This window comes from Aequorivita sinensis (assembly GCF_006346335.1).
GTDB classification, from domain to species: domain Bacteria; phylum Bacteroidota; class Bacteroidia; order Flavobacteriales; family Flavobacteriaceae; genus Aequorivita; species Aequorivita sinensis.
In genome coordinates, this window is the sequence record NZ_VDMC01000005.1 from 133,772 (window position 1) to 159,142 (window position 25,371).

General features: G+C 34.6%; 27 protein-coding genes. All 27 read right to left on the reverse strand.

Translation table 11 applies throughout. From position 1 onward, the window contains the following. Window positions 1–4: 4 nt before the first annotated feature. Window positions 5–1,543, reverse strand: a complete 1,539-nt coding sequence (locus FHP04_RS08080) for a phytoene desaturase family protein (protein WP_139855587.1) — start codon at window positions 1,541–1,543, stop codon at window positions 5–7. Continuing rightward, on the reverse strand, window positions 1,540–5,238 hold the full coding sequence (locus FHP04_RS08085) for a 1-acyl-sn-glycerol-3-phosphate acyltransferase (protein ID WP_139855588.1): 3,699 nt from the start codon (window positions 5,236–5,238) through the stop codon (window positions 1,540–1,542). The genes FHP04_RS08080 and FHP04_RS08085 overlap by 4 nt, the downstream gene beginning before the upstream one ends. Then, window positions 5,231–6,424 carry a DUF2062 domain-containing protein gene (locus FHP04_RS08090; RefSeq protein ID WP_139855589.1) on the reverse strand — a complete coding sequence of 398 codons (1,194 nt, stop codon included), beginning with the start codon at window positions 6,422–6,424 and terminating at the stop codon, window positions 5,231–5,233. The genes FHP04_RS08085 and FHP04_RS08090 overlap by 8 nt, the downstream gene beginning before the upstream one ends. A gap of 114 nt (window positions 6,425–6,538) precedes the next feature. Further along, window positions 6,539–7,030 (reverse strand): hypothetical protein, encoded by a 492-nt coding sequence (locus FHP04_RS08095; RefSeq protein WP_139855590.1) that lies wholly within the window; start codon window positions 7,028–7,030, stop codon window positions 6,539–6,541. A gap of 55 nt (window positions 7,031–7,085) precedes the next feature. Next, window positions 7,086–7,451 carry a hotdog family protein gene (locus FHP04_RS08100; protein ID WP_139855591.1) on the reverse strand — a complete coding sequence of 122 codons (366 nt, stop codon included), beginning with the start codon at window positions 7,449–7,451 and terminating at the stop codon, window positions 7,086–7,088. Window position 7,452: 1 nt separating this feature from the next. After that, window positions 7,453–8,094 carry a hypothetical protein gene (locus tag FHP04_RS08105; RefSeq protein WP_139855592.1) on the reverse strand — a complete coding sequence of 214 codons (642 nt, stop codon included), beginning with the start codon at window positions 8,092–8,094 and terminating at the stop codon, window positions 7,453–7,455. Continuing rightward, window positions 8,072–8,701: an outer membrane lipoprotein carrier protein LolA gene (locus tag FHP04_RS08110; protein WP_139855593.1), complete on the reverse strand. Its 630-nt coding sequence runs from the start codon at window positions 8,699–8,701 to the stop codon at window positions 8,072–8,074. Before FHP04_RS08110 ends, FHP04_RS08105 begins: the two co-directional genes overlap by 23 nt. Beyond that, a complete protein-coding gene (locus tag FHP04_RS08115; RefSeq protein WP_139855594.1) occupies window positions 8,694–9,470 on the reverse strand; it encodes a polysaccharide deacetylase family protein in 777 nt (258 codons plus the stop codon). Before FHP04_RS08115 ends, FHP04_RS08110 begins: the two co-directional genes overlap by 8 nt. Further along, window positions 9,464–10,528, reverse strand: coding sequence for a beta-ketoacyl synthase N-terminal-like domain-containing protein (locus tag FHP04_RS08120; RefSeq protein WP_139855595.1), 1,065 nt, complete (start codon window positions 10,526–10,528; stop codon window positions 9,464–9,466). The genes FHP04_RS08115 and FHP04_RS08120 overlap by 7 nt, the downstream gene beginning before the upstream one ends. Then, the gene (locus tag FHP04_RS08125; RefSeq protein ID WP_139855596.1) at window positions 10,528–11,730 is read right to left on the reverse strand and encodes a beta-ketoacyl-[acyl-carrier-protein] synthase family protein; all 1,203 of its coding nucleotides are present in this window, start codon (window positions 11,728–11,730) and stop codon (window positions 10,528–10,530) included. The genes FHP04_RS08120 and FHP04_RS08125 overlap by 1 nt, the downstream gene beginning before the upstream one ends. A 66-nt stretch (window positions 11,731–11,796) precedes the next feature. Further along, the gene (locus tag FHP04_RS08130) at window positions 11,797–12,054 is read right to left on the reverse strand and encodes a phosphopantetheine-binding protein (protein WP_139855597.1); all 258 of its coding nucleotides are present in this window, start codon (window positions 12,052–12,054) and stop codon (window positions 11,797–11,799) included. Then, window positions 12,051–12,668 (reverse strand): 3-oxoacyl-ACP synthase, encoded by a 618-nt coding sequence (locus tag FHP04_RS08135; RefSeq protein WP_139855598.1) that lies wholly within the window; start codon window positions 12,666–12,668, stop codon window positions 12,051–12,053. The genes FHP04_RS08130 and FHP04_RS08135 overlap by 4 nt, the downstream gene beginning before the upstream one ends. A gap of 52 nt (window positions 12,669–12,720) precedes the next feature. Continuing rightward, window positions 12,721–13,794 (reverse strand): methyltransferase, encoded by a 1,074-nt coding sequence (locus FHP04_RS08140; protein WP_139855599.1) that lies wholly within the window; start codon window positions 13,792–13,794, stop codon window positions 12,721–12,723. 9 nt (window positions 13,795–13,803) lie between these two features. Further along, window positions 13,804–14,952 (reverse strand): beta-ketoacyl synthase N-terminal-like domain-containing protein, encoded by a 1,149-nt coding sequence (locus FHP04_RS08145; RefSeq protein WP_139855600.1) that lies wholly within the window; start codon window positions 14,950–14,952, stop codon window positions 13,804–13,806. Window positions 14,953–14,954: 2 nt separating this feature from the next. After that, window positions 14,955–15,383: an acyl-CoA thioesterase gene (locus FHP04_RS08150; protein WP_139855601.1), complete on the reverse strand. Its 429-nt coding sequence runs from the start codon at window positions 15,381–15,383 to the stop codon at window positions 14,955–14,957. Beyond that, entirely contained in the window at window positions 15,373–16,641 is a 1,269-nt protein-coding gene (locus FHP04_RS08155) for an ABC transporter permease (RefSeq protein ID WP_179951776.1), read from the reverse strand. Before FHP04_RS08155 ends, FHP04_RS08150 begins: the two co-directional genes overlap by 11 nt. Beyond that, entirely contained in the window at window positions 16,634–17,377 is a 744-nt protein-coding gene (locus tag FHP04_RS08160) for an ABC transporter ATP-binding protein (protein WP_139855603.1), read from the reverse strand. Before FHP04_RS08160 ends, FHP04_RS08155 begins: the two co-directional genes overlap by 8 nt. Before the next feature lie 39 nt (window positions 17,378–17,416). Continuing rightward, window positions 17,417–18,436, reverse strand: coding sequence for a BtrH N-terminal domain-containing protein (locus FHP04_RS08165; RefSeq protein ID WP_246051405.1), 1,020 nt, complete (start codon window positions 18,434–18,436; stop codon window positions 17,417–17,419). 160 nt (window positions 18,437–18,596) lie between these two features. After that, a complete protein-coding gene (locus tag FHP04_RS08170; protein WP_139855604.1) occupies window positions 18,597–18,995 on the reverse strand; it encodes a hypothetical protein in 399 nt (132 codons plus the stop codon). Window positions 18,996–18,997: 2 nt separating this feature from the next. Next, window positions 18,998–19,456, reverse strand: coding sequence for an ABC transporter permease (locus tag FHP04_RS08175; RefSeq protein ID WP_139855605.1), 459 nt, complete (start codon window positions 19,454–19,456; stop codon window positions 18,998–19,000). Beyond that, complete coding sequence (locus tag FHP04_RS08180) at window positions 19,456–19,893, reverse strand: hypothetical protein (protein ID WP_139855606.1); 438 nt, start codon at window positions 19,891–19,893, stop codon at window positions 19,456–19,458. Before FHP04_RS08180 ends, FHP04_RS08175 begins: the two co-directional genes overlap by 1 nt. Then, window positions 19,894–21,027 carry a beta-ketoacyl-ACP synthase III gene (locus FHP04_RS08185; RefSeq protein ID WP_139855607.1) on the reverse strand — a complete coding sequence of 378 codons (1,134 nt, stop codon included), beginning with the start codon at window positions 21,025–21,027 and terminating at the stop codon, window positions 19,894–19,896. Next, the gene (locus tag FHP04_RS08190) at window positions 21,027–21,944 is read right to left on the reverse strand and encodes a dialkylrecorsinol condensing enzyme DarA (protein ID WP_139855608.1); all 918 of its coding nucleotides are present in this window, start codon (window positions 21,942–21,944) and stop codon (window positions 21,027–21,029) included. Before FHP04_RS08190 ends, FHP04_RS08185 begins: the two co-directional genes overlap by 1 nt. 134 nt (window positions 21,945–22,078) lie before the next feature. Further along, window positions 22,079–22,960, reverse strand: coding sequence for an LpxL/LpxP family acyltransferase (locus FHP04_RS08195; RefSeq protein WP_139855609.1), 882 nt, complete (start codon window positions 22,958–22,960; stop codon window positions 22,079–22,081). 16 nt (window positions 22,961–22,976) lie between these two features. Next, window positions 22,977–23,219 (reverse strand): acyl carrier protein, encoded by a 243-nt coding sequence (locus tag FHP04_RS08200; protein WP_139855619.1) that lies wholly within the window; start codon window positions 23,217–23,219, stop codon window positions 22,977–22,979. 2 nt (window positions 23,220–23,221) lie between these two features. Further along, window positions 23,222–24,442, reverse strand: coding sequence for a beta-ketoacyl-[acyl-carrier-protein] synthase family protein (locus FHP04_RS08205; RefSeq protein ID WP_139855610.1), 1,221 nt, complete (start codon window positions 24,440–24,442; stop codon window positions 23,222–23,224). A gap of 12 nt (window positions 24,443–24,454) precedes the next feature. Further along, complete coding sequence (fabG, locus tag FHP04_RS08210) at window positions 24,455–25,207, reverse strand: 3-oxoacyl-ACP reductase FabG (protein WP_139855611.1); 753 nt, start codon at window positions 25,205–25,207, stop codon at window positions 24,455–24,457. Window positions 25,208–25,371 lie beyond the last annotated feature (164 nt).

The following is a 25,371-nucleotide window of genomic DNA, read 5'->3' on the forward strand; positions in this document are numbered from 1 at the left end:
CTCTTTAAGTTATCCTTTCCGTATTTGAAGCTTCTAAAATTTTATTTAAAAGGTATTCCCCTCCTAATATTTCCGAACAAGTTACTACTCCACTAATTGTAACGCCCAAAATCCCGTGCATATTTAAACTTTGCCCAGTAAAATAAAGATTGTTGATTTTAGTTCGTGGAGACACGAAAGATTTTAATGGACTATTAGCGTCTTTAACAAAGCCATACATCGATCCTTTACTACACCCTATATAATCACGGTAAGATAAAGGGGTTGAAGCGTAAACTGCTTCTATACAATCTCGTATGTTGGGGAATTTTTTCTCTAACTCCTGAATAACTACCTCAGCCTTTTGTTCCTTAAACTCTTCATAGGTTTGCCCTCTCTCATTTTTATCAGCGGCTGTGTTGAAAGTATTTATCCAAGGTTCCATTTCTTCAAAATGCATATAAGTCATAACCGTTAAGTTATCCCCATACTCATCTTCATCCTTCTTAATTCCCATAGAAACCATATACACTTCAGGCCAACTTTCTTCAGTATACTTATGTGCATCCCAAATAGCGTTATAGTCTTTAAAATGATAGTAATTATGGTTTAAGTATTTAAAACTATTGGGTTTCAATACTAAATAAAGACTAAAAGCAGCAATTGTACTTTCAATATTTTCAATACGTTTGGTATAGGATTTTCTAAAATGATTTTTACCAATCATCTGCAGGGTCATCTTAGGGTCTATATTAGAAATAAATATATCGCCTTTTATTGCCTTCCCATTTGCAAGTTCGACTGCTGACACCTGTCCATCCTCTGTAACAAACTTTGTTACTTCGTGGCGTTTATATGCCTTTCCTCCATTTTCACGTAGCCTAGCAAGCAGTGCCTTGGTTATTTGACTTCCACCATTTATACAACGATACGAGCTTTCTATATAAGAGTTTACTGACAATGCGTGCATATACAAAGGAGTGCGTTCCCCCTCACCAGCATATAGCAAATTACTTCCTCCTAATACAGCTCGAAGTTTTTTATTATCTGTAATAGAATCTATAAAGTCTTTTATTTTCACTTCAAAAAGTGAAGTGTTTTCATAATATGGTTTTCCAAGTTTAAGTCTGTAAAGCGGAAAGAAATCGCAAGTTTCCTTCATTTTATTGCAATAAGCATCTATTGCCTTTTCTTCTTCAGGAAATTCCTCAAGGAGCGTTTTTTTAAATCTTTCGTAACCTTGTGCGTATTTGTACTCCTTTGGGTCATTGTCAAAAGTGATTCTATCAAAACCATCTTCGTCCATTTTCTTTAGTGTAATATCGTCAAGAATACCTAAATACTTAAAGTACCTATTCAAATTTTGTCCTTCCGAAAGTCCTCCTATATAATGAACCCCTGTATCAAAAATGGTTTTATTACGTGAAAAGGTTTGTAGATTCCCACCAAATTGTTGGTTCTTTTCGAGCACACAAACACTATACCCTTCTTTGGCTAGTATAATTGCCGATACCAGCCCTCCTAGGCCGCTACCAATAATTACTACATCGTATTTCTCAGTCATTCTGCTGTGGTTCTCGATAGATTAAAAATACTAATATTCGTGTTTTGATATACTCTTTGATAGTCTAATGTAACAATATTTTCCTTCTCAACAAGGGATACATCTTTCAGAAAGACAATGGTTTTCACAGAAATTTGCGGTAAAATGTCTATTACTTCAGCAAGGTGTTTTTCTGAAGAAATTACTAGCACTTCAACATCTGCGTTCAATACGGCTGAGATAGAAGATTTAAAATAGACCTTACTGTATTTATTAGTTATATAACTATTTTGAAGTATTGCTCTCATATCTAAATCTTCAATGTAGCTGAAAATTTTTCTATCTGGCCCATCGAGATTTAAAAGAAAGTCGAGTTGCCCATGATCATCTGAAATATGTGCAATATTCCCACGCTTTTCAATGTTTCTTAGGGTTTCGAAATACGGCGCAGCATTTTCTTTTAAATCCTTCTTTACAGCCTTACAAATTGAATCTCCCTTGTATCGGTATTCTTCTAAAACAATATTGTGAAAATATTTTACACCTTCAATTTCGTTTCTAATTTTTAAAAACTCATCTCTAAAATACGCGCCTATTTGTTTTGCTTGTTGCCTATGAGTTTCTCCATAAGAAGTGTCTTCGGCTTTTATACGCGGTAAAATCTTTACAGTAATGCTACCATCTTTAATAATAAAGCTTCCCTTAGGATTTACTTCGCTATTTCCGTGAATTAGTACCGGTAGAATATCCAAATTGAATTGGTTTGCCAAATAAAAAGCACCTTTGTGAAAACGCTTAATTTTATTGGAGTCACTTCTAGTGCCTTCTGGAAAAGCCATCAACGAATATCCTTCCTCAATTTTCTTTTTTAAGGGCTCTAAGCTATTTTCAATTCCACTTGATACAGGGTAGAAATCTGCTTTTTGCACTGCTTTCCCAAATATTGGAGAATTATAAACCCAATCGTTTACCAAGAAACAGATTTTTGGATTCAACATCCCCACCGCCAAAATATCTAGAAAGGAAGTGTGATTGGCTATAATTACCGCAGGTTTTGAAAAATCCTCACCCGATTCATTGATTATAGTTTTCTTCACAAAGGGATTGGTGTATAATACCGATTTAAAGAATTTCGATATTATCTTATGAAACCATCCCATAGATGTTTTCTTACTGATTGGTAAGATTGGCATTAAGGTTACACTGTAGATTGAAAGCAATATTCCTCCTAATCCGAAATAACTAAACGACAGTATAGAATGCACAAACATCCTAGGAGTTATAGGGCGTTTTTTTGAGCTGCCTATAAAAAGTTTAAACAATAACGGTTGCACTGTGAAAGCTGTAAACATTGCCGAAAAAATTCCAATGATCGAGACTATAGATATTGAATACAATGCCGGATGTTTAGCAAAAATTAGAACTCCAACTCCAAGAATCGTGGTTAAAACCGACAGAATTATTGATGTTCTATTGGTTACCATTACTTTTTCACCCGTGGCAAGCTCTTTCATTAAGCCTTTAGTCATAAAAATGCTATAATCGATTCCCAATCCAAAAATGAAAGTGGAGATTATAATATTGAAAATATTGAATTGAATATTGAGCAATCCCATTACCCCTAAGGTTAGAAACCAGGTTAGGAAAATTGGGGTTGCAGTAACCAAAGTGAGAGAGAAACTTCGGAAGAATAAAAACAGTATTAATAAAACCGCCAGCAAGCAATACCCAATCAGGCTGTTGAAATCGTTTTTAAGATTTCCTAAGAAGGTTTCATTCATTTCCTGCCTATCAATAACATAGGTATTCGGGATTTTCTTAAACCTATCTTTTATGTCAGAAACATCTACATCCTCTAGTTTAACTAGGGTTGTAATTGTTGTAAATCCAGCTTCTGTAGTGATATAATCCTCTAGAATAATCGATGGAATTTGCTGATAATCCTCAGGCTTTAAAGTGTTGAAGTCTTTATTCAGAAAATTGTAAAACTTACTAAAAGTTGAAGGTTTAAAACCAAGTTCTTCCCCACTATTAATAAGATTGTTTGCCGTACTATCCTTTCGAGATTCACTCCAAAACTGTTGCCAAACAGATATTTTATTTCTTTGGTCACGTTGTGAATGTACTAAAGCTCCAATAGAACTAAAACTGCTTATTTTATCATTTTCTTTAAGTAATTCTAAAGTTGCGTGAATTGAATCGTTTAGCTGAAGCGTACTTTCTACAGATTTCCCATAAGTCGCTAAGTAGACCGATTTTGAGGAAATATCTGTCAACTCATCCAAATGCTGCATTGCAGCTTTCAACGCTTCAGGCTCATAATTTAATTTTGAAATATCTTTATCAAATTCAACCTTATTGAAGGTGAACAGACTTACCGCTAAAACCGCTCCTAGACCTATTAACAACCATTTATTTCTATGGTAGTAATAATCGGCGATTTTATCCAGCACATTAACTTGCTGCTTTTGCGAAAGTGGATTTTTGTAAACTAATGGAATAAATAAAAGTGCAAAAACCGAAGCACCTAAAACACTTACTGCAGCAAACATCCCTAAATCCTGTAAGGCTTGAGAATCTAAAAACAACAAGCATAAAAATGCTAACGCCGTTGTTAAACTGCTCATCAATATTGGTTCTGCTACATCTTTATATAAACTTTCTACCGTTTCGTTATTGCGGATATGGGTGAGTATATGAAGTGAATAATCCAATGTCACCCCCAGCAAAACTGAACCTATCCCTAGTGAAATTGCAGAGATATTGTCTCGAACTAAATACAATAGTGCAACTGCTAAAAGTCCACCGAAAAGCGTTGGTACAAATAAAATTATGGGAACATATATCTTTCGGTAAAAGAATATAAAAACTAGAACCAATAACGAAAAGGCGATACCTACGGTAAACTGTATATCACTTTTAATTTGCTGGGCATTGGCAACTGCAATTAACGCAGCTCCAAAATATTCACTTTTTACTTTTCCTGAATATTTAAGATCTAAAGATTTTTGTAGCGCATATAGTTTTTCGGCAAACTTGCTGTTTTCAGAAGTCTCACTACTTGCATATTGCGGAGTGATAAAAAGAAGAAGATTTTCTTCATCCTTACTTACTAAAAACCCGTCTTTCAATACAAATTCGTCTGTGACTCCAAGCTGTCTAAGCTTTTTTAAGGCGATTAGTGAAAGCCCTAAAGGGTCTTTTAGAATAATATCTTTCGTTACTATTCCAGAAGGGGAGATAAGTGTTTTGTAATTCGCTGCTGTTATAGCCGAAACACTGTCTTTTTCAAGTTTATTGGCAATGGTTTTATAATCATCTTTATCAAGAAATAAAGGCAAATTTTCGTACACAAAATTCATAGTACGAAGTAAATCGTCATCGTTTACTTTCCCTCTAATATTTTTGATGTATTGAGATGAGTGAGTTTGTAAGCTATCGATAAATTCTGAAGCGTAATCGGTAAGTTCTTCAACGGCTACATCTTCATTTTTCTTAAGGGTTACAATAATTTTATCAGTAAAATTTACTGATTTTAATACTTTCTGAAGGTTTTTAGACTCTCCTTCTACAGGTATTAATTTAGAAATATCTTCTTCAAATTGAATTTTGGTAACAAGGAACACCAAACCTGAGAGCAACAATAAAAAAATAATTGCGCTTCGGGATTTATTATTTTGAAGAAATTGATATGCCTTAAAAAACCATTTACCCATTCTTAAAAATCTTTTTACGCTCAAACAACGTTAAGACTAAGTATCCTGCAAGTCCGCAGAAAATTGCTGCAGAAATTGAAAGAGCCAAACTGCCAACAATATAAGATTTTAAATATTTCACTAGCTCTAAACTGGGATCTATTTCATTAAATGAAAGGACAAAGTTTTCACCTAAAAGCCAACTCCCAAGTTTTAAACTGAAATAAAGAATAAAAGGAATAAATGGAGGCAAGCTTACATTAGAAAAAGCAAATGCAATCACCTTATTTAGCTTCAATAGAATGGCCAAAAATATAACCGATACAGTATGAAAACCCCAAATTGGAGACAAGCCTATAAACACTCCTAAAGCGATTGAAAAAGCTTTCTTTTCGGCAGAATCATCGCTTTGAAGTAGGTCTTCCATCAAGAACCTTTTAAGTCCTTTTTTTTTTAGTTTCCTAAAGAGATCTCGTGGTTTAATATATAGGAAGGTAACAAGTACAAGCCAAGTGTTTAAGATACTAATTCGTGTAAAATCTTTAAACGGACGAAAATGTGATACTCTATTTTCCAACTCATAGTGAATTTGAATTGGAATGTTCTTCACTTCTATCCCACTCCAGGCAGATTTGACTATGGCTTCAATTTCAAATTCAAACTTATTGGTGTAAAAGCTTAAGCCTTTCATTGCGTAAAGCGGATATAACCTAAAGCCAGACTGGGTGTCTTTTAAGCGAATTCCCGTTTCTACCCAAAACCAAAAATTTGAAAACTTGTTTCCAAAACTACTTTTCTTAGGTACTCCCGTTTGCCCCATATTTCGTGCGCCGATAAGGAGTAGCTTTTTATTTTCTGACTTTTCTAAAGCTTCTGTAAAAACTGGAATATCTTCTGGAAAATGTTGACCATCACTATCAATGGTAATGGCGTAATGGTAACCCAAACTTTCAGCGTGTGCAAAGCCTTGTCGCAGCGCATTCCCCTTTCCTTTATTTTGTGCAAGGTTAATTAACTCCAATTGCGGAAACTTTAGCAATATTTCTGAAGTTGAATCTGTGGAACCATCATTCACCACAATTACATTTTCAGTGTAAACCAAAACACCTTCAATTACCTGTTGCAAGGTCTTGTGATTATTATAAGTAGGAATAATCACGCAACACTTCAGGGAATTAAATTTATCTGAATGTAGTTTTTGGCTCATTATGAAGTTTTATTCTTAGTGTCCTCTGTGTCTTTGCGGTGTGTAACTACCACTGAGGAATAGAGCACGCAACAAATATAAGTTATTGCAGTTGAAGTAATGGTTTTGCTTAGTTTAATTCAACCCTAACTTTTCAGTTTCATTAAAACTATTAGAGTTTAAAACAAAATCTTTTACAATGGTTTTTAAAGTCTTAGAAGGTATAGTTCCGAAATTCTTTAAAATAAAATTTTTATCATCCTCAATATTTTTGTGATACCCTAAGAATTTTGGCGAATTTTCTTGAACTGATAAACGGATGTATCTAATTTCGGTATTCTGCGAATCTAACTCTATAGCAGATTCAAGTAAAGAAACGCCTTCTTTAAAAAAATCTTTCTTATCGCGTTTATTTTTTGAAAACTTGGCTTTCAACGTCAATATTGCTCCTTTGTAGGCATGCAATACAGGCTTGGTCGATGTATTTATTTTTAAAAGTTCGCCATACAGTTTCTCGGTTACTTCGGTGCTCTCAACTGCTTTTGGGTATTGAGTACGAATTTCTCCTAAATCTTGGGCGTTTCCAATAAAGGAAATGAAAAAGAATAAAATAAATATGTTTTTCATAATTGTAAATTCTAATTCTAAAAGGTTTTAAAACCTTGTTAGGCTTAAACAAAAATTAAATAATTTTAAACGTAGCACTTAACTTTAGAGCTATAGTATCTTCGAAAGATGTAGTGTTTTTCACCTTTACCTCTCCATTTTCTTCAGTAATATCTATAGCAAGCTGCAATTCTGAATTCTTTTCAGGATTGATAATTGCCATAAACTTTATATTGGAAGAAACCGCCAAAAACAATTCCTTTTCTACTGTTTTTTCAGTTAACTCCTTTATAATCTGAATCATACAAACTCCTGGCATAACTGGATTCCCAGGAAAATGCCCCTTAAAAATATCGTGATTTTTGTCTAAGTGTACTTTTGCCAAGATGCCTTTTTCGGTCTTCTCGATAGCAATTATTTTGTATAAACCTTCTATGAGCATGCTATTCTTTTTTGAATTTTTCCAAGTCTATCGTTAACTTGAAGTTGTTGTGTTTTATACTTATGATGTCTGCGATTTCTTTTTCAGTTGAAGTAAAATTAACCTCAACTTTTTCTTTTCTTTTAGTTGTATTTATAATTTTTTGAAGCTTTCCTGTTTTTTTTTCAAAAAAGTAATAATTGAATCGTTCCTCGGACTGTGTTTTCAAAACATTATGTACTTCAGAACTAAAAGTTTCCAAAATATCAGATTTTTCGGTTATCAATAATTTGAAATCGTCTCTCAAAATATTAATTATAAATTTTTTATCTAAGTCTTCAACAACAAAATTCTTGGTAAACTTATCTCCATCAAACTGAAAGTCTAATAATTTACTTCCAAATTCAGTTGTAAAAACTACTCTGTGATTTTCTGGACCTGTCTTTTTTACAATTAATATTCCGCCGAAATTTTTATTGTAAACCTTGATTTTCGCTTTATAAACATAGTCTATTTCTGGATTAGAAAAATATAGATTTTCGACCACTTTATTCAATTTAGCAACCTCATTCAAATCTATTGGTCGCAATCCTTCTGTGGTCTTTAACGAGCAAGAAGTTAAAGAGAAAACAAGGGATAGACTAATTACTGAAAACCGAATCATTAATCTTACTGTTTAAAACTCGATTGCCAAATATAATCCTTGTAAAGTCTTTTGATGGCTCAATCATTTTTACCTCGTGAACCTGTGCGTCGTCTTTGTTGAAAAGCAATTCGAAAGAAGCTATATAATTAGCTATTTTTTTGTCTTTAGGCACAAAAACCGCTTTGTAATGTTTCGATACTTTATAAAATGAAACCGTAAAATCGGCGTCGTTAAACATATTGCCTTTTACGCTTTTCACGATTAACTCGTTTAATTTCTTAAAGAGATTGCTATTCCCAATATCGACTTTACTTTTAGTGCCTCCATCATTGATAAGCAGCTTATCTTCTTTAAAAATAACGCTGTATTGATAAGGATTTGTGTACTCCCATTTTACCAAATTTGGAGCTTTAAATACCATTTTCCCTGAAGTTTTTACATCATTCGCTAAAAAGTCTAGGTGCTTGAATTGCACAAAATCAGCTTTAATTGAATTGGTGCTTTTTGCAGTAGAGATAACTTTTTGTTTGAAAGCAGAAATTTCAGAAGCATTCATCGCAATTTCTTGTGCTGCAATGCTACCGCCGATTAAAACAAAAACTAGTAAAAAAAGATAATTACGCATAAGGTTCTATTTCTAGCAAACGATCCACCGAAACCGACTGCAATTCGTGCGGAGTCAAAGTTAACAATAACTGTTCCAATACGGCAACGGATTTTAAACTGCTATCGTGAAGTAATACAATATCACCTTTTCTCAGGTTGGGAATAATGCGTTTTAAAATCTTTTCTTCCGAAAGATTCGTAGTATCCAAACTGCGTTTACTCCAACCAATAGAGTGATGCCCAGTTTTTTTCAAAGCTTTCTTGATATTCGGATTTGTTACACCAAATGGAGGACGAAATAATTTAATTTCCTTTCCTGTGATTTCTTTCAGAACAGAATCAGATTTTTTTAAATCGGCTATAATTTTTTCAGAAGAAAAAAATCCAAAAGTATTGGCGTGTGAAAATGAATGATTCCCTATAGAATGTCCATCTGCTATTATTTCACGGACTAAGTCCGGATGCGTTTCAGCATTTTTTCCTATTATGAAAAAAGTAGCTTTTGCGTTGTGTTCTTTTAAAAGTGAAAGAATTTTTGGTGTATAATCTGGATTTGGTCCATCGTCGAAAGTGATGGATATATAGTTTTTTGAAGTTTTATAATTGTGGTTTAAAGACTCTAAATGATAATTCCATTTTATTTGAAAAGACCCAATAGCAGTAATTACTATCCAAATAATTACAAATAACACATAAAGCCAAACCGGAACATCACCAAAAAAACCTGTTAGCAGCAATCCAAAAAAGATTACTAAAGCTAAGGCGTTTATGGTGTAGAATTTCAACATTTTTTCAGGAGTACAAGACTGTGGTTTTCACCGCGATATTGGTTGTAACACAGAACAATGTTAGTTTCTGCTGATTCAATATCGTTCAAATTCACTATAGCAGGAATTTGTTGTGTTTTAATAATTTTTGAAGCCAACCAAACCCCGAATGCCGACACTGTATTATTTTCACCAACTAGGTGTTTGTAGTAAACCTGCTTAGTGTTTTTGAAGATGTTTTCAGATAGTTGATTGTAATATCCATCAAAATCTACATCACCATTATTACCGAGCACCACAAGATCTAAGTCTTCAGGTTTTAAGTTATTTTCTTCTAAAAAGTTTTTAATTGTTTCAGAAAGCTTGTCTTTTTGAAGAGTATTGTATGTTTCAACAGCAAGTAATTCAGCATAACTGCTATCTTTCTTATCGTTAGAAACCACGAAGAAATTAGCACCTTCACTAAATACAGCTCCTTCAGTATTGGAGTTTAAAACTTCTGAAATTGTTACTGGCTCAGGTTTAACGTGATTAATAACCCGATGAACATTGGTGGTATGTGCGCCTAATTCTTCTACGCCCCCCACTAATATGTTATTAGCTTCGTTATTTTCTAGTTGCATTTTAGCGTCTATCAAAGCCGATTCAAACGAAATAGCAGAGTGAACATAAGTGAAATTATAAGCTTTACACTCCATTCCTAAAGCTATCTGCCCAGCAACTGTATTATGTGTACTTTGTATAAAGGAAGTAGGGGTTAAGTATTGCTCGTTGTTATCAATAATAGCACTGACAAATTTTTCAGAATCGATCATGCAACCCATTCCTGTTCCTGTAATTATAGCATCTACCGTTTCGATCCCTGCTTCTTCCATTGCAAGTTTTGAAGCTACAACACCCATTTTAATTCCTTTTGCCATCCGTCTAGCAGCTGCAGGCGGTATGTGCTCTTTATAGTTTGGGTCGAAGGCTGGAATTACATTGTCATTATATTCAATAATATCATCTAAAAAGGATGCACTCTCAAAGGTTTTTTGAGGTGAAATAGAAGCGATACTATTAATATACACCTTTTTCATTAAGCTTCTTTTGAATAGATAACAGTTGAACAATTACCGCCAAAACCTAATGAATTTGAAAGCACAGTATTTAATTCTTTCTTCTTTAATTCGGTTTGTGGAATTAAATTGAATTCCTTCATCTGAGTTTTAAAATTCAGGTTGGGAAAAATTACATTTTCTTGTAATGCCAAAACTGAATATACAGCTTCAATCGCTCCAGCTGCGGCCAAAGTATGACCGGTATATGCTTTTGTTGAGCTAAATTCTGGCATTTCATTCTTAAAAATGCGAAGTATTGCTCTCCCTTCCGAAAGATCGTTATTTCCTGTTGCAGTTCCGTGAGCGTTTATATAATCTATATCAGACGGATTTAAATTGGCAACTTTTAATGCCTTTTTCATCGCTAGTGTAGCGCCATCACCATTATCAGAAGATGCAGTTTGGTGAAATGCATCATTGGCATTTCCATATCCTTTTACGTAAGCGAGTACCTTTTTATTTTCAGCTTTTACCACTTTATCACTTTCTAAAACTAGATAAGCTGCTGCTTCTCCAAGGTTTAGTCCTTTTCTATTTTCGTCGAAAGGAGTGTTGAAGGTATCGCTTAAAATCATCAAGGTTTTAAATCCGTTGATGGTAAATTTGGAAAGACAATCGGCTCCGCCTACTACAACTCTATCTAATTTTCCAGATTTTATAAGTCGGGCTCCCAACATAATTGCATTGGCAGCAGAAGAACAAGCAGTACTTATAGTTGTTACAAAACTTTCTTCAATGCCTAATTGCTCTGCAATTTTTTGTGTAGAATCTCCAGCGTGATGACTTTCAATATATTTCTGAGGTTCTTTTTCGGTGAGATATTCGTAATAGTACTTTTCGGTCATATCCATGCCGCCTACACTCGTACCCGAAACAATGCCTGTTTTATATTTTTTAATATCGGTTATTCCTGCCTGAGTAATGGCTTCTTTAGCTGCAATAACACCTAACATCGCAGTACGCGAGAAGTTGTTCTCAGGTGGAAGACCTAGTTGAGCGATTAATTCATCGTTTGTGAATTTAATTTCGCCAACCATAATTTCTTCGCGTTGTATGGTTTTAATATTATCAACACGAGTAATCCCTTTTTTTTGATTTATAAGCGCATCAAAGTTTTCAGCTACATTGTTTCCAATGGCCGAAATTATCCCCATTCCGGTTATCGCTACGCCTTTACTCATTTAAACTAGAGACTTTATAATAATTTCAATAAGGTTTTGACTGCCCTCAGTCTATAAATTCAAAAATTACTTAGTGCGGTTTGCTTCTATATAATCTGCCATTACTTGTACAGATTCAAATATTTTGCGTCCTTCTTTCGGATCACTCAAACGGATACCGTAATCTTTGTCCAACATTACGATAAGCTCCAAAGCATCAATAGAATCTAAGCCAAGACCATCACCAAAAAGTGCGTCATCGTCAGCAATTTCTTCAACTGAAACATCTTCAAGGTTTAATTGCTCAATTATTTTCGCCTTTAATTCTTCTTTTAATTCGCTCATAATAAATTATATAATCTGTTTATTTCTTCAGTGTTATGTACTATTTCGCCTTTGTTTTCAACTAAATATAAAAAAGCTTCATAGCTATTTTCATCAAAATCTACCCAGCCGCATAATACCTTTTCTGCTTTGTTATTTTGCAATAAATTATTGGCATACAGATATAAATGCTCGGCATTGAAGCGGTCAAAGATAAAAAAACTATTCTCAGAATAAAGTTTGTGTTTTATACTTATCTCCCCAAGACAAATATTCGGTAAAGTATAAACAAAAACTGCCGGACTAGGGAAATATTCGTCTTGGTTTTCAATTGATTTTTGGTGTTTTCTATCTGTATCTAAACTCGATGCTTTGTTTGAAAATATAAGGGCAATATTGTTTTCCTCTTCACTTAAGCTTTCTTGCTTCAACAATACATCGGCCGCTAGAAATGCCAGCTTACTGAGGTTATCCATCTTGAAGAACTTAGAATAACTTGTCTCCAAATATTTATATGCACTCTTTATAAAGTTTGGAAAATCAGCATCATCTCCTTTAAAAATCACATTTCCGTTTACTGAAACAGTTTGGCTTTTAATATGTGAGTAGCTTTTTATGTGAAATTTATTCGTCAATTTTATAATTCTTTAGAATCTCAAGTTCGTATAGATGCCCAATTACACCGTTTTATTGTGATTTCTTTTTACAAACTAGCATAGTGTGATACTCCCCGATTTTACAATCATCGTGTAATTGCAAGCCGGCTTTTTCAATCAGTTTAATAAATACACTCGCAGGGTACATTTTACTATTTCCATTTGCAAGTACTGTAAAATAAAGTGAAGTTGCTTCTAATATAAACTGCGAAGCCTTAAATGCTTGTCTATCTGTAAAGGTTTCAACAATGATCAACTCGGCATTATCATTCATCGAATCTGCGCAAGTTTTCAAGATTTTTAAAATTTCATCCTCTGAAAAACAATCTAAAAACTGACACATCCAAATAAGATCTGCACCTGTTGGTATCTGTGGATTTTCTGAGAGCCAATCTATTGGGTGACCTGTAATTCTGTCTTTAAAGCCTCGTTTTTCGGCATTGGCTAAAGCCATCTTTAATTGTCCAGGTAAATCAACAATGGTAATGTTTACGTCTTCATTAAATTCGGCACATTTAATTGAAAACTTCCCTGTATTACCTCCAATATCAAATAAGGTTTTTATGTCCTTTTGAAAAATTTTCTGAAGTGCTTCATCAAAAATATTATCTGAATAATGATGATCAAAATCGAACCAAGCTTTTTGTTCCTCTGGTTGTAATTTTGAAAGCCCTTCGTATATAGTTGGCCATTCGCCTAATTCTTTAAGCCCTTCAGGTTTTCCAGTTTTTATAGCATCGTTTAAATGGAACAGGCCTTTGTAGCAAACTTCATTGGTAAAGTTTAGGTTTACGCTTGTTGTAGTGTCGTAATTTAAAAAGTAACCAACCTTAGACAACTCATACTTTCCTGCTTTACACTTATTAACGATATTTGATGTTTCTGCAATTTCAAGAAGCACCCCCACACCATATGGACTTAGTGAAAGTTTTTCAGAAATTTCTTCGGCTGTAGGTCCTCCACCTTTTCTATTTTCAAAGATATAATCTAGGATTCCTAATTTCCGAAGCGAAATTGAAGCCTGAAAAACAAATGGCGCAAAGGCTATGCGATGCGCTTCTTCCAAAGCTTCAAATGCGTTAATATTCTTTTTATTTGCTTGCATTATGGTTGGTTAATTGGTTGTTTTTTGAAAAACTATTGCTGTATTACAACCTCCAAAACCTGATGCAGTTTTTAGGAAAACATTCAAGGTTTTCGGTGTATTAGACGTTATTATGTTTATATTTTGTGAAACCCCAAGTTCGGTAAATCCTTTGGAAGAAAAAAGTAAATTTTTTTTTACAGAATGCATCCCCACGATAGTTTCTAATAATCCAGAGGCACCTAAAGTGTGTCCGAAATATCCTTTTAAGCTATTTAAAGGTACGTTTTCTAATCCTAATCTATTGAATGCAATTGCTTCCATTTCATCGTTAAATGCGGTAGCAGTTCCGTGAGCCGACACATAATCAATACCTGATGCCTTTACACCTGCCTCTTTCATTGCTGCATTAACACTTCTATATAAACCTTCACCAGTTCGTGATGGGCCTGAAATATGATTAGCATCATTGCAAGTAGCGTCACCTAAGATTTCAACCGCTTCACTGTTTAAGTGTTTTTTTGAAGAGGTAACCAAAATACTTGCTGCCACTTCGCCTAGGTTAATTCCTATTCTATTTTTATCGTAAGGCTTACAAGGTTCTGATGAAAGGGCTTGAAAAGAATTAAACCCCGATAATATAAATTTAGTAACTAGATCTCCACTTGAAATAAAAATGTGGTCGTATTTTTTTTCAGCAATAAAACGCTTTGCTGCCGAAATTGCTAAAACTCCCGAAACACAAGCATTAGAAACGACTATTGCCTCACTTTTAAACCCGAAGAAATCCTTCAGGGTTTTTCCTAACTCACTTAAATATGAGCGACTTTCGTCAAAACTACTTTCTTGTTCAAGAACGTCAATATTTCCCTTGGTTGTTGAAATAATAAGCCCAATCCTATCATTTAAAGTTATTGAAGATGCATCTATAACTTTTTTTAACGACAGAATTAACATCTGTTCAAGCTTAGTATATTTTGAAGCGTCTGATATTTTGTTGAATTCTTCCCTTACTACTTCCGAAGAAAGTAAGGAAGCGCAAAATGGTTGAGGTAAGAGAGAATTGTTGTCATATCTATCTAATCCTGAAACGTCATTAGACATTTTTTCAATAACAGTTTCAGAATCAAATCCAAGACTTGAAAATATATTATTATATGAAAGATATGTTTTAGCCATTTTTAAACTCCCATTTTCTCTCTCCACTTAGCAAAAAACTCAGGCATAGTAAGTGAGAGCTTTCCGTCTTCATTTAAAAAAACTTGAATAGTTTCACCTACACATACTTCTTTCCCTTCAGGGTTATAGATTTTGTATTTAAAAATCATTTTTGCTGCGCGCGAGGGTACAAATGTGGTTTTGATAGTTGCTACATCTCCATATCGCAATGGTAATTTATGCTCACAAGTAGATTTAACAATTGGCGAGGTGTAACCATTGGCCTTTTGCTCTAAATATGAAATACCGTGTTCACGCCCAAAGGCTTCTCTACCATCTTCAAAGTATTGTATATAATTCCCGTGCCAAACAATCCCTAATGGATCGGTTTCGGTGAAACGCACTCGTATTTCAGAAGTGAAACTTATTTCATTTTTTTTATCAGACGGCATTTTTACTACGATTATAAATTATTGCTATTAAAATTGTTAGCAGGAAAAACAGCAATAATAATGAAATTTCAGGAAGGATTTTAACAAAACTCACATTTCTTAAAAATACATCATAAAATGCTTCCAAGCCCCAATTCATAGGAGATATTTTTGAAATCAACTGCATAAATTTTGGCATCACAAATACTGGAACCCAAACACCACCGAGTGCGGCTAATATTACTACCATTGTTGCTCCAAACGGCGCTACTTGCTCTTGCGTTTTTGCTATCGTCCCTAAAAGCAACCCTAAGCCAATGGCAGCCAATCCTGAAAATAAAGCTACAACATAAAGCAAAGGGAGTTTACCTGTTACATCCACACCAGGAAGTCCGATGGCTGGAAAAAGATATATTCCCACCAATAACATTAGTGTAAATTGAATAAGGCAAACCCCTAGATACACTATCGTTTTCCCTCCTAAAACTGTGGCATAGTTCACAGGTTGAGTGCGTAATCGAACAAAAGTTCCTTGATTCTTTTCTTTTACTAAATTTATTGAAAGCGGAACAATAATGAAAAAGATTGCAAACAACGTCCAAGCTGGAACGTTGTGTTGTGCCGAGTTTGGAATAATTTCTTCATTGTTCTTGGTTGGTAAAATTTCCTTGAAAGCAATAAAATTTTCTGTATCAAATATCGATTCGTCCTCGTCTTCCCCCAATTCAGATTGAAAAGCTTTGTAAATACTTTGGGTTTCAATTTTTGAAATCATTTTATCGATTCCATTTTTAACTGAAGACTTAAAACTCACTTGTGTAGCTGGATCAAAGTAAAGTCGGACTTCCTTAACGGGAATAGTTTCTTTTTCAACAAGCAAACTATCTTCCTCCAACCCAAATTTGGATAAAATCCCTTCAACATTTTGATTTACTTTTTTCTGAAGAGACGTAGAGAGACTTTCAGGAATTACGATAGCTAGCTGATATTTTCCTGCGAAAACAGCTTCTTTTGCTTCTTCTTCAGTGTCTTTTTGAAGAATTTGAAAGGAATTAGATTCAGAAAGGTTATCTATAATATTCTTAGAAACTTCCCCTTTATCATTATCCACTAACAGCACAGGAATTTTAATGTCGCTAATGGTTTTAAACGTACTATCCTGAACCAAAGTAATAACAACAAGCAATAACATTGGCATCACGAAAAGGATTGCTATTCCGCCTAAATCGCGTAAAAGCAGTAGCATTTCTTTGTATGTTGAAGCCCAAAGTTTATGCATAATCGCGAAGTGCATTACCCGTTTTTGCCAAAAACACATCTTCGAGGTTGTTGGCAGCGGCTTGATTGTTTATTAATTCAGAAGGAACTCCTTCTACAATAATTTCTCCATTGTCGATTATAGCAACACGCGTACAAAAAACCTCAGCTTCGTTGAGATGATGCGAGGTGTAAACAATAGTTGTTCCCTGCTCGTTTAAATATTTTAGATGGTCTATTATTACGTTTTTTGACTGTACATCTACTCCAACTGTAGGTTCATCGAGAAATAATACTTTTGGTTGATGAAGAATTCCCGCTATTAAGTTTACACGACGTTTCATTCCTCCAGAAAAAGTTGCTGTTTTCTTATTGGCAAATTTTAAAAGCCCCATTATCTCCAAATGTTGCATGATAGATTTTTTTAAGGCCCCTCCTTTTATACCGTACATACTCCCGAAATACTCCAAATTCTCATACGCAGTAAGTGTTGGGTAAAGTGCGTATTCCTGAGGAACAATTCCTATTAATTGTTTTAGCTGATTTTTATGCTCTTTAAAATTCAAACTATTAATAGTAAACGTACCTGAAGTTGGCTTTAACAGTGAAGTTAGCATAGAAATTAACGTGGTTTTACCTGCTCCGTTTGGGCCGAGTAAACCGTAAATTTCACCCTCCTCAACTTTCAAATCAAGGTCTTTAACCGAAAATAATTCGGCGCCTTTGTATTTTTTTGAAAGTTGATTAATCTGTATCATATGCTGTACTAAATCCCACTAAGGGATTTTAAAACTTAATTAGATTGCCTTTTTCAATTTCTTAAAAAACACTTTTTCTAAGTCGGCTATATGGTCTAACTGATTTGCTACTTGGTTATAATTTTCGGATTGTCCTACATCACTTCGCGATCTATTTTTATAAATCCTTGAAGCTTCAACGGCAAAGTCACGCCATAAATCCCCGATTTCAGTCATTTCTTTTGCAAGTTCTGTCAGGTTTTCATTTCCTAATAACTTACCAGATTCTTGAAGAAATGCTGCATAAATATATCGGAATCCACCGCCTCCAGTTCCTATTTCTTCCTGCATTCGCACTACTTGACCTAGATAATGATTCGCAGTTTTAATTCCTTTCTTCTTAGGCCATTTACGAATTAAATTTGCAATAGTTTTAATTCCCTTCACTCCTACAATTGGAATGGGCGCAAGCATGGTTTTACAAGTATCTTTAATTCCTGAAACAATAGCTTTTTCAAGTTCCAATTTTTCAGGAAAAGAAATAGGATAATACATATGCCCTTTAGGTGCAAAGGCCCCCTTAGCAAAACGCACTTTTTCCAATTCTTTTTCAGAAAGTGAAGTAACTTCTTCCATTACTGGGTCGCTAATTAAATAACGGCCATCTTGCTTTCCATACACCACCATATTGTGAGCGTTGAAATGGAAACGGTATTCATCAGGAAAATATAAAAGGTTATAGACGCCCACTTGTAAACCAACAGGATTGTTGCGCTCCAGATTTTCATCTAATTTGCTTTGCGCTTCTTTTGGATTACTGAACTTTTCACGCTTCATTTTTATACCAGTACGCTTGGCAAATTTTTTAAAAATATGACCAGGCATAGCGCGATATGTAATTACAGGTGCGTGATTTACTTTTAGAAATGGTATATAACAAAACAACAATCCACTGCCGATACCAAAAACCATAGGCTCGCTAACGCTAAAGCCGTTGTGTTTCATCAAGTTTGAAACTACCCCGTTCTCACAGTGAGCAGCTTGATGGTGGGTAAAGTTAATTATGGTTTCTTCTTTCAATATTAATGTTTTTAACCACAAATCTAAATAAGAAACAACTATCGTATTTATAGAGTTGCGGCAATTTGTATTCGGTTAAAATTTAGGTTTTAACTGGATGAATTACGAAGTTTTAAAAGCGCTCATTAAAGGAATTAAATGTCTATTATTTTGAGAATTATCACTTTACAGTTTTTAACTCATCGACTGAAATTTCGAAAACCTCAGCGTATTTTTGCAAAGTATTAGTTTTTAACTTTTTAAAAACCGAAGGTTTAAAATGTCTTTTTACCCTCCATTGCCATAAACCAACATAGCTCGCTAAAATCCCAACATCCATTTTATGGAGTTCCATATAATATTCTATCGGGCTAGTTTTTCCTTCTAAAACACGCTTTTTTGCATCTTCAATTCTTTCGTTTATTTCATCAATAGCATTATTTAATGCCACTGTTTTAGGCTCCCAACCAGTGCTATTTGCTGTGGTATATTCACCATTTTCGTCAATCGCATAACAGAGTTCGCGAAAATTTGCAGATTCTAAATTACTCTTATCTTGTGGTACTTCTTCCTTTTTCATTATCAGACCTCATGTATTAAAAAATTCATAGTAGAAGATACAATTAATTTTTCATCGATATAGGTTTCAGTGTCTAAACTGCACATTGTCATTTCGCCTGTGTCAAACCGTGAAAGTAGTTTTGCCTTTGTTATAATAGTTTCACCTACCTTCGGTAACTGAAGTATCTCCACTTTTCTTACAGCACTTATATAACCAACTAGCTTGTTGCCCGTTCCTTTTACGTCGTCTTTTTCAAAAAATGTTTGTCCAACTACCCCAGAAGCTGCTTGTGCAGCATTTTCAATAAGTCCAGTTTCCGATAGACTTCCGTTTTTTATAAAAACACAATCTTCAGCTATATAAAATTTCGTTGCAACAGAATCATCGTTTATATCCACAACCGAATCTACCATTAACATCGGCTTACGATGTGGTAGAAAATTTGAAATATCAATATCTGAAATATCGGTAGACTTCATTAGTTAGCTAATACTGTTTTCATTTCACTAGATGCAATTACTTTTCCATCGTATTCAGTTTCAACATTAACAAGTGTAACTCCCATAATATCGTGGAGTATATTTACAGTTGTTTTTAATTCTGCTCCCACTTCTGGAAGTTTAAAAATTTCAGCTTTTTTTATGGCTCCAATATAACCTATTGGTGCTTCTTCATTTTTTAAATGATATTTATAACCCGTATAAAGTGCAACCGATTGAGCCATATGCTCTATTAAACCTGTCGCAGTAAACTTTTTGTTTTGAGTGAAAATATTTTCTTCGGAAATGCTAAAGCCTGCTACTACTTTATTTTCTTCAAAGTGAAGTAGTTTGTCTACCATTACAAACGGCGCTTTCTGAGGAATCAATTTTCCGATGAAATCTTTATCCGTTATTTCTTCCGTGAATTTAATCATTTATACTACTGTTAGGTATGCGTAAGAATATGCAAATCGCGCACTTTCAGGAACCTGAAGGAAAATTCTATCTCCTTTTTTAAGTTTTCCGGAATTAATTAATTCCTCCAACATAAGATAAATTGAACCTGCACCTACATTCCCTACCTTTTGAAGGTTTAAAAACCATTTTTCCCAAGGCATATGGAGCCCTTGATTTTCAATTTCTTTATATAGGTTTTCTTTAAAGTAATATGAAGAAATATGCGGTAGGTAATAGTCGATATCATCTTCTGTGATATTGTGCTTTTCCATAGCCAACTTCATACTTGCCACACCTTTTTGAAGGATATTTTCACCAAGTAATTTTACATCTTGCTTCATAGCAAAAAGTGACCTTTTCCCCCACTCGTCTGCGGGATATTCACTCCACGGCTTTAGGTGTCCGTTTTCTAACTTATCTCCACCTGCATACATACATGTTTCAAGCTCGAAGGCATAGCTATAGCCTTCCATCCATTCAATTTTTAGGGGTGTTTTTCCGTTTGGTTCACTTTCTAAAAGCACAGCTCCAGCACCATCAGAAAGCATCCAACGCAAAAATTCTTTGTTGAAAGCTAGAATAGGTTGCTCTTCTATTGATTCTAAATGAGCCACTTCATCTTCAAAAATATCAGATTTCATCCAAGAAGAAGTTCTCTCGGAACCTGTACAAACTGCATTTTTTACTTGATCAGACTTCACAGCCATATAGCCGTACTTTAAAGCATTCATTCCCGCGCAACAAGCACCCGAAGGAGAATTAACTTCAAGGTTTCCATTCTTTAAAAATCCGTGTACCATAGCTGCGTGGCTTGGTAGGATTTGATCTGGACTTGAAGTTCCGCAAGAAAGTAGTTCGATATCGTTTTTGCTAAAAGTATCGTCGCACAAAGCCTCGACTGCTTCTGCTACTAACTGTGCATTGTTATGAGTTACATTTCCATCTTTATCGATGGCGTAATAACGCGTTTTAATTTGGTTGTTTCTAAGAATAATTCGGCGTGCTTTTGAGTTCTTGCCGTTAATTATACCAAGTTTCTCCTCCATTTCCTCATTTTCAACGGGGTCGTTAGGTAAAAACTTCGAAATTCTAGTAATGTAAACGTTCTTCATTAATCCTTCTTTAATTCAACTGATGAATAATAAGCTATATCTTTTTGTATTTTACGATACATGGGGAGATAGGTAAGTAAAAATACAATAAATACTATTGGGGCTATAAGCCATATTGCAAATAACAAATAATATTTAAAATAAACGAGCCATTTCTTTCTTTCTTCGCCTTCTTTTTTAATTAATTGATTAGCCCATTTTGTAAAAACCATGTTTCCTCTAATGTCCGTGGCAATAAGTGATGCTTCAACCTTTACTGCTCCAATACTCAATAGATTACTTTGTAAATCTGAATAGTCATTTTTTAACAAAGCCGCTTTAATTGGGCCTCCGAATCGCGATGAAGCTTGAATATCACTATCAGAAACTCCTGGCTTCGGGAAGACGCCAAACATTCTTGTTTTTTTACCGCCCATTAGCCAATGTACGATTGTTATAACACTAATGTGATTTAGGTTTTTATCTACCAAAGCTATGTTCCCAACTAGTTTAGCACTGTTTGCTTGTAGCAACTTCTTAACTTTTTCCTGAGCCATAATCCACATATTTCTACTTGCGGAAACAGTAACTACAGGAGTGTTGTTAAGTAAGACTTTAGCTTCTTCCGATTTTAAAAATGAATTTATAGGAATTGACGGGGTTAAATACCAAGTTGTATATCCTAAAATTACTAAGTCGTATTTCTTTTGAAGCACATTAGGTGGTACTGCTTCTAAAGGTGTTGGAATTTGAAGAAAAGTTTCAGGAAAAACGCCATAAAATTCTTCTTGAGTCCAAGGGAAGGGAAATTTTTTCTTCGGAACTATTTCGTGATAAGAAATATTTACTTCTTCACCAGAGAGCGTTGTTGCAATATTATTTAAGATATTAGTTAACTGTCCAGTTTGAGAATAATATACTATTAATACTTCTTTCATAAGCTGTTTATTTACACCTACAAGATCTTGGACACCTTGCTGGATACGCTGGGATAATGACTTCCTACAGAAAAACTTTTCTTACCATAAAAGGTCTTGCTAGTCCTTTAGTTAGGTGGCAAAAAAGATAAAAATTAGTCATCTGTTTCCCAAAAATCAAAATAATTAAACCACTGCAAAGGATACTTTCCCAACATCCACTCTACACTTTCTGTATATTTTTTTAACAACCCTTGTGCATCTCGGCTTTTCACTTCGGCTTTTCGAGCGTATAAGTGGTAATGCTTGTTAGTTTCTTTCATAACATAAACAAACAATACAGGCACTTTTAATCTGCTGGCTAAAAGAAATGGTCCTGCTGGAAAATTAGCTTCTTTCCCCAACAACGATTCCGACAACACCTTTTGATCTTTCATATATCTGTCGCCAGTGAAGCAGACTAATTCTCCATTACTCAATGCGTTATTAATTTCAAATATATGTGACATATCGTCCTTCACCAAAATAAATTTAATCTTAGAACGCACAGTAACTTTCTCCATATACTCTTTGATATTTCGATGTTCAGCATCTGTGGTTACAAGACTAATTTGAGATCTAGTATCAATTTCTTCGAAAAAGAATTCAGCGATTTCAAAATTCCCAACGTGAGCACTAATAAGTATTCCTCCTTGTTGCTTGTCAAGCAAGTCGGTTATATTTTCGACACCATCACATTCATGAGTGAATTTATTTTTTAAGCCTGAAGAGATTGCGGCTTTATCGATAATAGTTTTTCCGAAAACGTAATAACTTTTATAAATACTCACCAAGCTTTTGAAGCTTGAATATTTAAGTCTTTTTCGAAAATAGTAATAAATAGATTGGGTGCTCTTTCCTGCGAAGAAAACATAATAAAGCGCAACAAAGTAAAGCAAGCCATAAGCTGCCCTAACACCAAGTTTTCTTATAAAAAAAATGAATATTTTATACCCTAAAACGGTGCCTTTGCTTTTGCCTTCCCACTCGCCCGCCATATTAAAATAGGGTGTTTTATCCGATTTTTGTTTCGATTAAATCGTAAAAATCTTGAAGAGTTAGAATGTTTTGAAAATCTTCACCAGTTAATTTAACTCCAAAGTTAGCTTCAATAGCAACCACCAAATCCACGAAATCTAAGCTATCTAACTCAAGCGTTTCCTTTAGGTTTGCATTTGGTTCTATATCATCTTTATCCACCTCAAATTCATCTACCAAAAAGTAGTTGATCTTTTCTACTATAACTTCTTTGTTCATTTCTAAAGTTTGCATTTTTTAATAATTAATGCGGAATTGGTACCACCAAAGCCAAATGAATTCGACAAAAATACATCAATTTTTTTGTTTAACGTTTTGTTAACAAGGTTTAATTTTGAAGCAGCCTCGTCCACACTTTCCAAATTGATGTTTGGTGCAACAAAAGAATGCTCCATCATAAGCATTGAATATATTATTTCGCTAGCTCCAGCCATCCAACATTCGTGTCCTGTCATTGATTTTGTTGAACTAACGCAAGGGCCATTTTCACCAAATACATCGGTGATTGCAAGGGCTTCATTGGCGTCTCCTACAGGAGTTGAAGTTGCGTGTGCATTTACATAATCTACTTCTGATGCTTTAATATTTGCTTGCTGTAAGGCCTTTTTCATTGCTCGAGAAGGGCCATCGACGTTAGGAGTAGAAATATGATCCCCATTGGATGAAAATCCGTACCCAATAATTTCGCCTAAAATTGGTGCGCCACGCTTTACTGCACTTTCGTAACTTTCTATTACTAAGGTAGCAGCTCCACCACTAGGCACCAAGCCATCGCGATCTTTATCGAAAGGACGACTAGCTTTAGTTGGATCTAATTGAGTAGAAAAAACTCCTAAGCCATCAAAACTTCCCATAGCAAATTCGTTTATTTCTTGAGCTCCTCCTGAAATTACGCAGTCTTGTAATCCGTTTTTAATTAAAAAATATGCCATCCCAACAGAATGCGACCCACTTGCGCAAGCTGCACTAATTGTAAAATTAATCCCTCTCAACTTAAAAATAGTTGCAAGATTCATCGTTACAGATGAGTTCATTGCTTTAAAAATGGCACCTGACCCTACAAGAGTAGTATCTTTCTTTTCTCGAATTTTATCTACCGATTCAATTACCGATTTTGCTGTACTATCATTGCCGTAGAGAATTCCTACTTCATTTTTTTCTAGAAATTGCTCGTCTATTTTTGCATTTTTTAGGGCTTCCAAAGTAGCTGCGTACGCATACGCTCCTTCTTCACCTAAACTAACACGTTCGCGACGAGAAAGTTGTTTCTTTAAATCTGGCTCTTCTACCCATCCTGTCAAACAAGAACGGTAACCAAAATCTTTGCGTTTTCCGTCGCAGATAATGCCAGATTTTCCGTTGTATAACGATTCTTTTACTTCTTCTAGGTTCTTCCCTATACAAGAATAAATACCCATACCGGTTATAACTACTCTTCTCACTTTTCGTTCAATTTAGGAATAAATACCTCCATTAATATTAATAACTTCCCCGGTAATATATGAAGCTTTATTGGATGCTAAAAAACTTACTAAATGCGCTACCTCCTCTGCTTCACCAAAACGATTGGCTGGAACCATTTTTTTAAGCTCTTTCTGGTCAAGCTCAGCAGTCATATCACTATTTATAAATCCTGGTGCTACTGCATTTACAGTAATATTGCGTTTAGCAACTTCTTGAGCTAAGGCTTTTGTTGCTCCAATAACCGCCCCTTTTGCAGCAGAATAATTTACTTGGCCCGGTGTTCCCTTTAGTCCAGAAACTGAAACCATATTTATTACTCTCCCGTATTTATTAACCAACAGTTTCTGAATAAGAGCATTGGTAACATTGTAAAAACCATTTAGACTAGTGTTAATAACACTATTCCAATCGTCCTGGTTCATCCACATAAACAACCCGTCTTTGGTAATACCTGCATTGTTTACAATTACCTCAATAACAGCTTCTTTGTTTTCTGAGTGCCAAGCGTCCAGTGCATTATTTACAGCTTCGGCATTGGTTACGTCGAATTGCATAATTTCACCTTTTCCTCCTAAGGCTTCAACTTCGTTTAGGGTTTGTTGAGCTGCTTCTTTGTTGCCGTTATAGTTTATTAGAAGACCATAGTCTAAATCTTTTGCTAATTGTATACAAATGGCACGACCTATCCCGCGTGACCCTCCAGTTATTAATGCGTATTTCGGTTTGTTTTTTTTCTCTTTCATATAAAATTATCACACGGAGTAACCCCTCCGCCTTCGGCACCTCCCCTTTAAAGAAGGGGAGGAACTTTTTATAATATATTTAAATCTTAGTCTTTTACTAAAATATTACAACTAATAATCAATCAGCAAAAACATTTAAATTATTCTTTGTAATCGGCCCCACA

Coding starts and splice junctions, on each gene's coding strand:
- FHP04_RS08170 (WP_139855604.1), bottom strand. CDS start 18,995: ATGAAAAAGGAAGAAGTACCACAAGATAAGAGTAATTTAGAATCTGCA.
- FHP04_RS08115 (WP_139855594.1), bottom strand. CDS start 9,470: ATGTTGAAATTCTACACCATAAACGCCTTAGCTTTAGTAATCTTTTTT.
- FHP04_RS08140 (WP_139855599.1), bottom strand. CDS start 13,794: ATGCAAGCAAATAAAAAGAATATTAACGCATTTGAAGCTTTGGAAGAA.
- FHP04_RS08200 (WP_139855619.1), bottom strand. CDS start 23,219: ATGAACAAAGAAGTTATAGTAGAAAAGATCAACTACTTTTTGGTAGAT.
- FHP04_RS08185 (WP_139855607.1), bottom strand. CDS start 21,027: ATGAAGAACGTTTACATTACTAGAATTTCGAAGTTTTTACCTAACGAC.
- fabG (WP_139855611.1), bottom strand. CDS start 25,207: ATGAAAGAGAAAAAAAACAAACCGAAATACGCATTAATAACTGGAGGG.
- FHP04_RS08130 (WP_139855597.1), bottom strand. CDS start 12,054: ATGAGCGAATTAAAAGAAGAATTAAAGGCGAAAATAATTGAGCAATTA.
- FHP04_RS08195 (WP_139855609.1), bottom strand. CDS start 22,960: ATGGCGGGCGAGTGGGAAGGCAAAAGCAAAGGCACCGTTTTAGGGTAT.
- FHP04_RS08125 (WP_139855596.1), bottom strand. CDS start 11,730: ATGAGTAAAGGCGTAGCGATAACCGGAATGGGGATAATTTCGGCCATT.
- FHP04_RS08085 (WP_139855588.1), bottom strand. CDS start 5,238: ATGGGTAAATGGTTTTTTAAGGCATATCAATTTCTTCAAAATAATAAA.
- FHP04_RS08100 (WP_139855591.1), bottom strand. CDS start 7,451: ATGCTCATAGAAGGTTTATACAAAATAATTGCTATCGAGAAGACCGAA.
- FHP04_RS08190 (WP_139855608.1), bottom strand. CDS start 21,944: ATGAAAGAAGTATTAATAGTATATTATTCTCAAACTGGACAGTTAACT.
- FHP04_RS08160 (WP_139855603.1), bottom strand. CDS start 17,377: ATGATACAGATTAATCAACTTTCAAAAAAATACAAAGGCGCCGAATTA.
- FHP04_RS08145 (WP_139855600.1), bottom strand. CDS start 14,952: ATGGCTAAAACATATCTTTCATATAATAATATATTTTCAAGTCTTGGA.
- FHP04_RS08110 (WP_139855593.1), bottom strand. CDS start 8,701: ATGCGTAATTATCTTTTTTTACTAGTTTTTGTTTTAATCGGCGGTAGC.
- FHP04_RS08155 (WP_179951776.1), bottom strand. CDS start 16,641: ATGCATAAACTTTGGGCTTCAACATACAAAGAAATGCTACTGCTTTTA.
- FHP04_RS08175 (WP_139855605.1), bottom strand. CDS start 19,456: ATGAAGTCTACCGATATTTCAGATATTGATATTTCAAATTTTCTACCA.
- FHP04_RS08150 (WP_139855601.1), bottom strand. CDS start 15,383: ATGCCGTCTGATAAAAAAAATGAAATAAGTTTCACTTCTGAAATACGA.
- FHP04_RS08180 (WP_139855606.1), bottom strand. CDS start 19,893: ATGATTAAATTCACGGAAGAAATAACGGATAAAGATTTCATCGGAAAA.
- FHP04_RS08120 (WP_139855595.1), bottom strand. CDS start 10,528: ATGAAAAAGGTGTATATTAATAGTATCGCTTCTATTTCACCTCAAAAA.
- FHP04_RS08090 (WP_139855589.1), bottom strand. CDS start 6,424: ATGAGCCAAAAACTACATTCAGATAAATTTAATTCCCTGAAGTGTTGC.
- FHP04_RS08105 (WP_139855592.1), bottom strand. CDS start 8,094: ATGATTCGGTTTTCAGTAATTAGTCTATCCCTTGTTTTCTCTTTAACT.
- FHP04_RS08080 (WP_139855587.1), bottom strand. CDS start 1,543: ATGACTGAGAAATACGATGTAGTAATTATTGGTAGCGGCCTAGGAGGG.
- FHP04_RS08095 (WP_139855590.1), bottom strand. CDS start 7,030: ATGAAAAACATATTTATTTTATTCTTTTTCATTTCCTTTATTGGAAAC.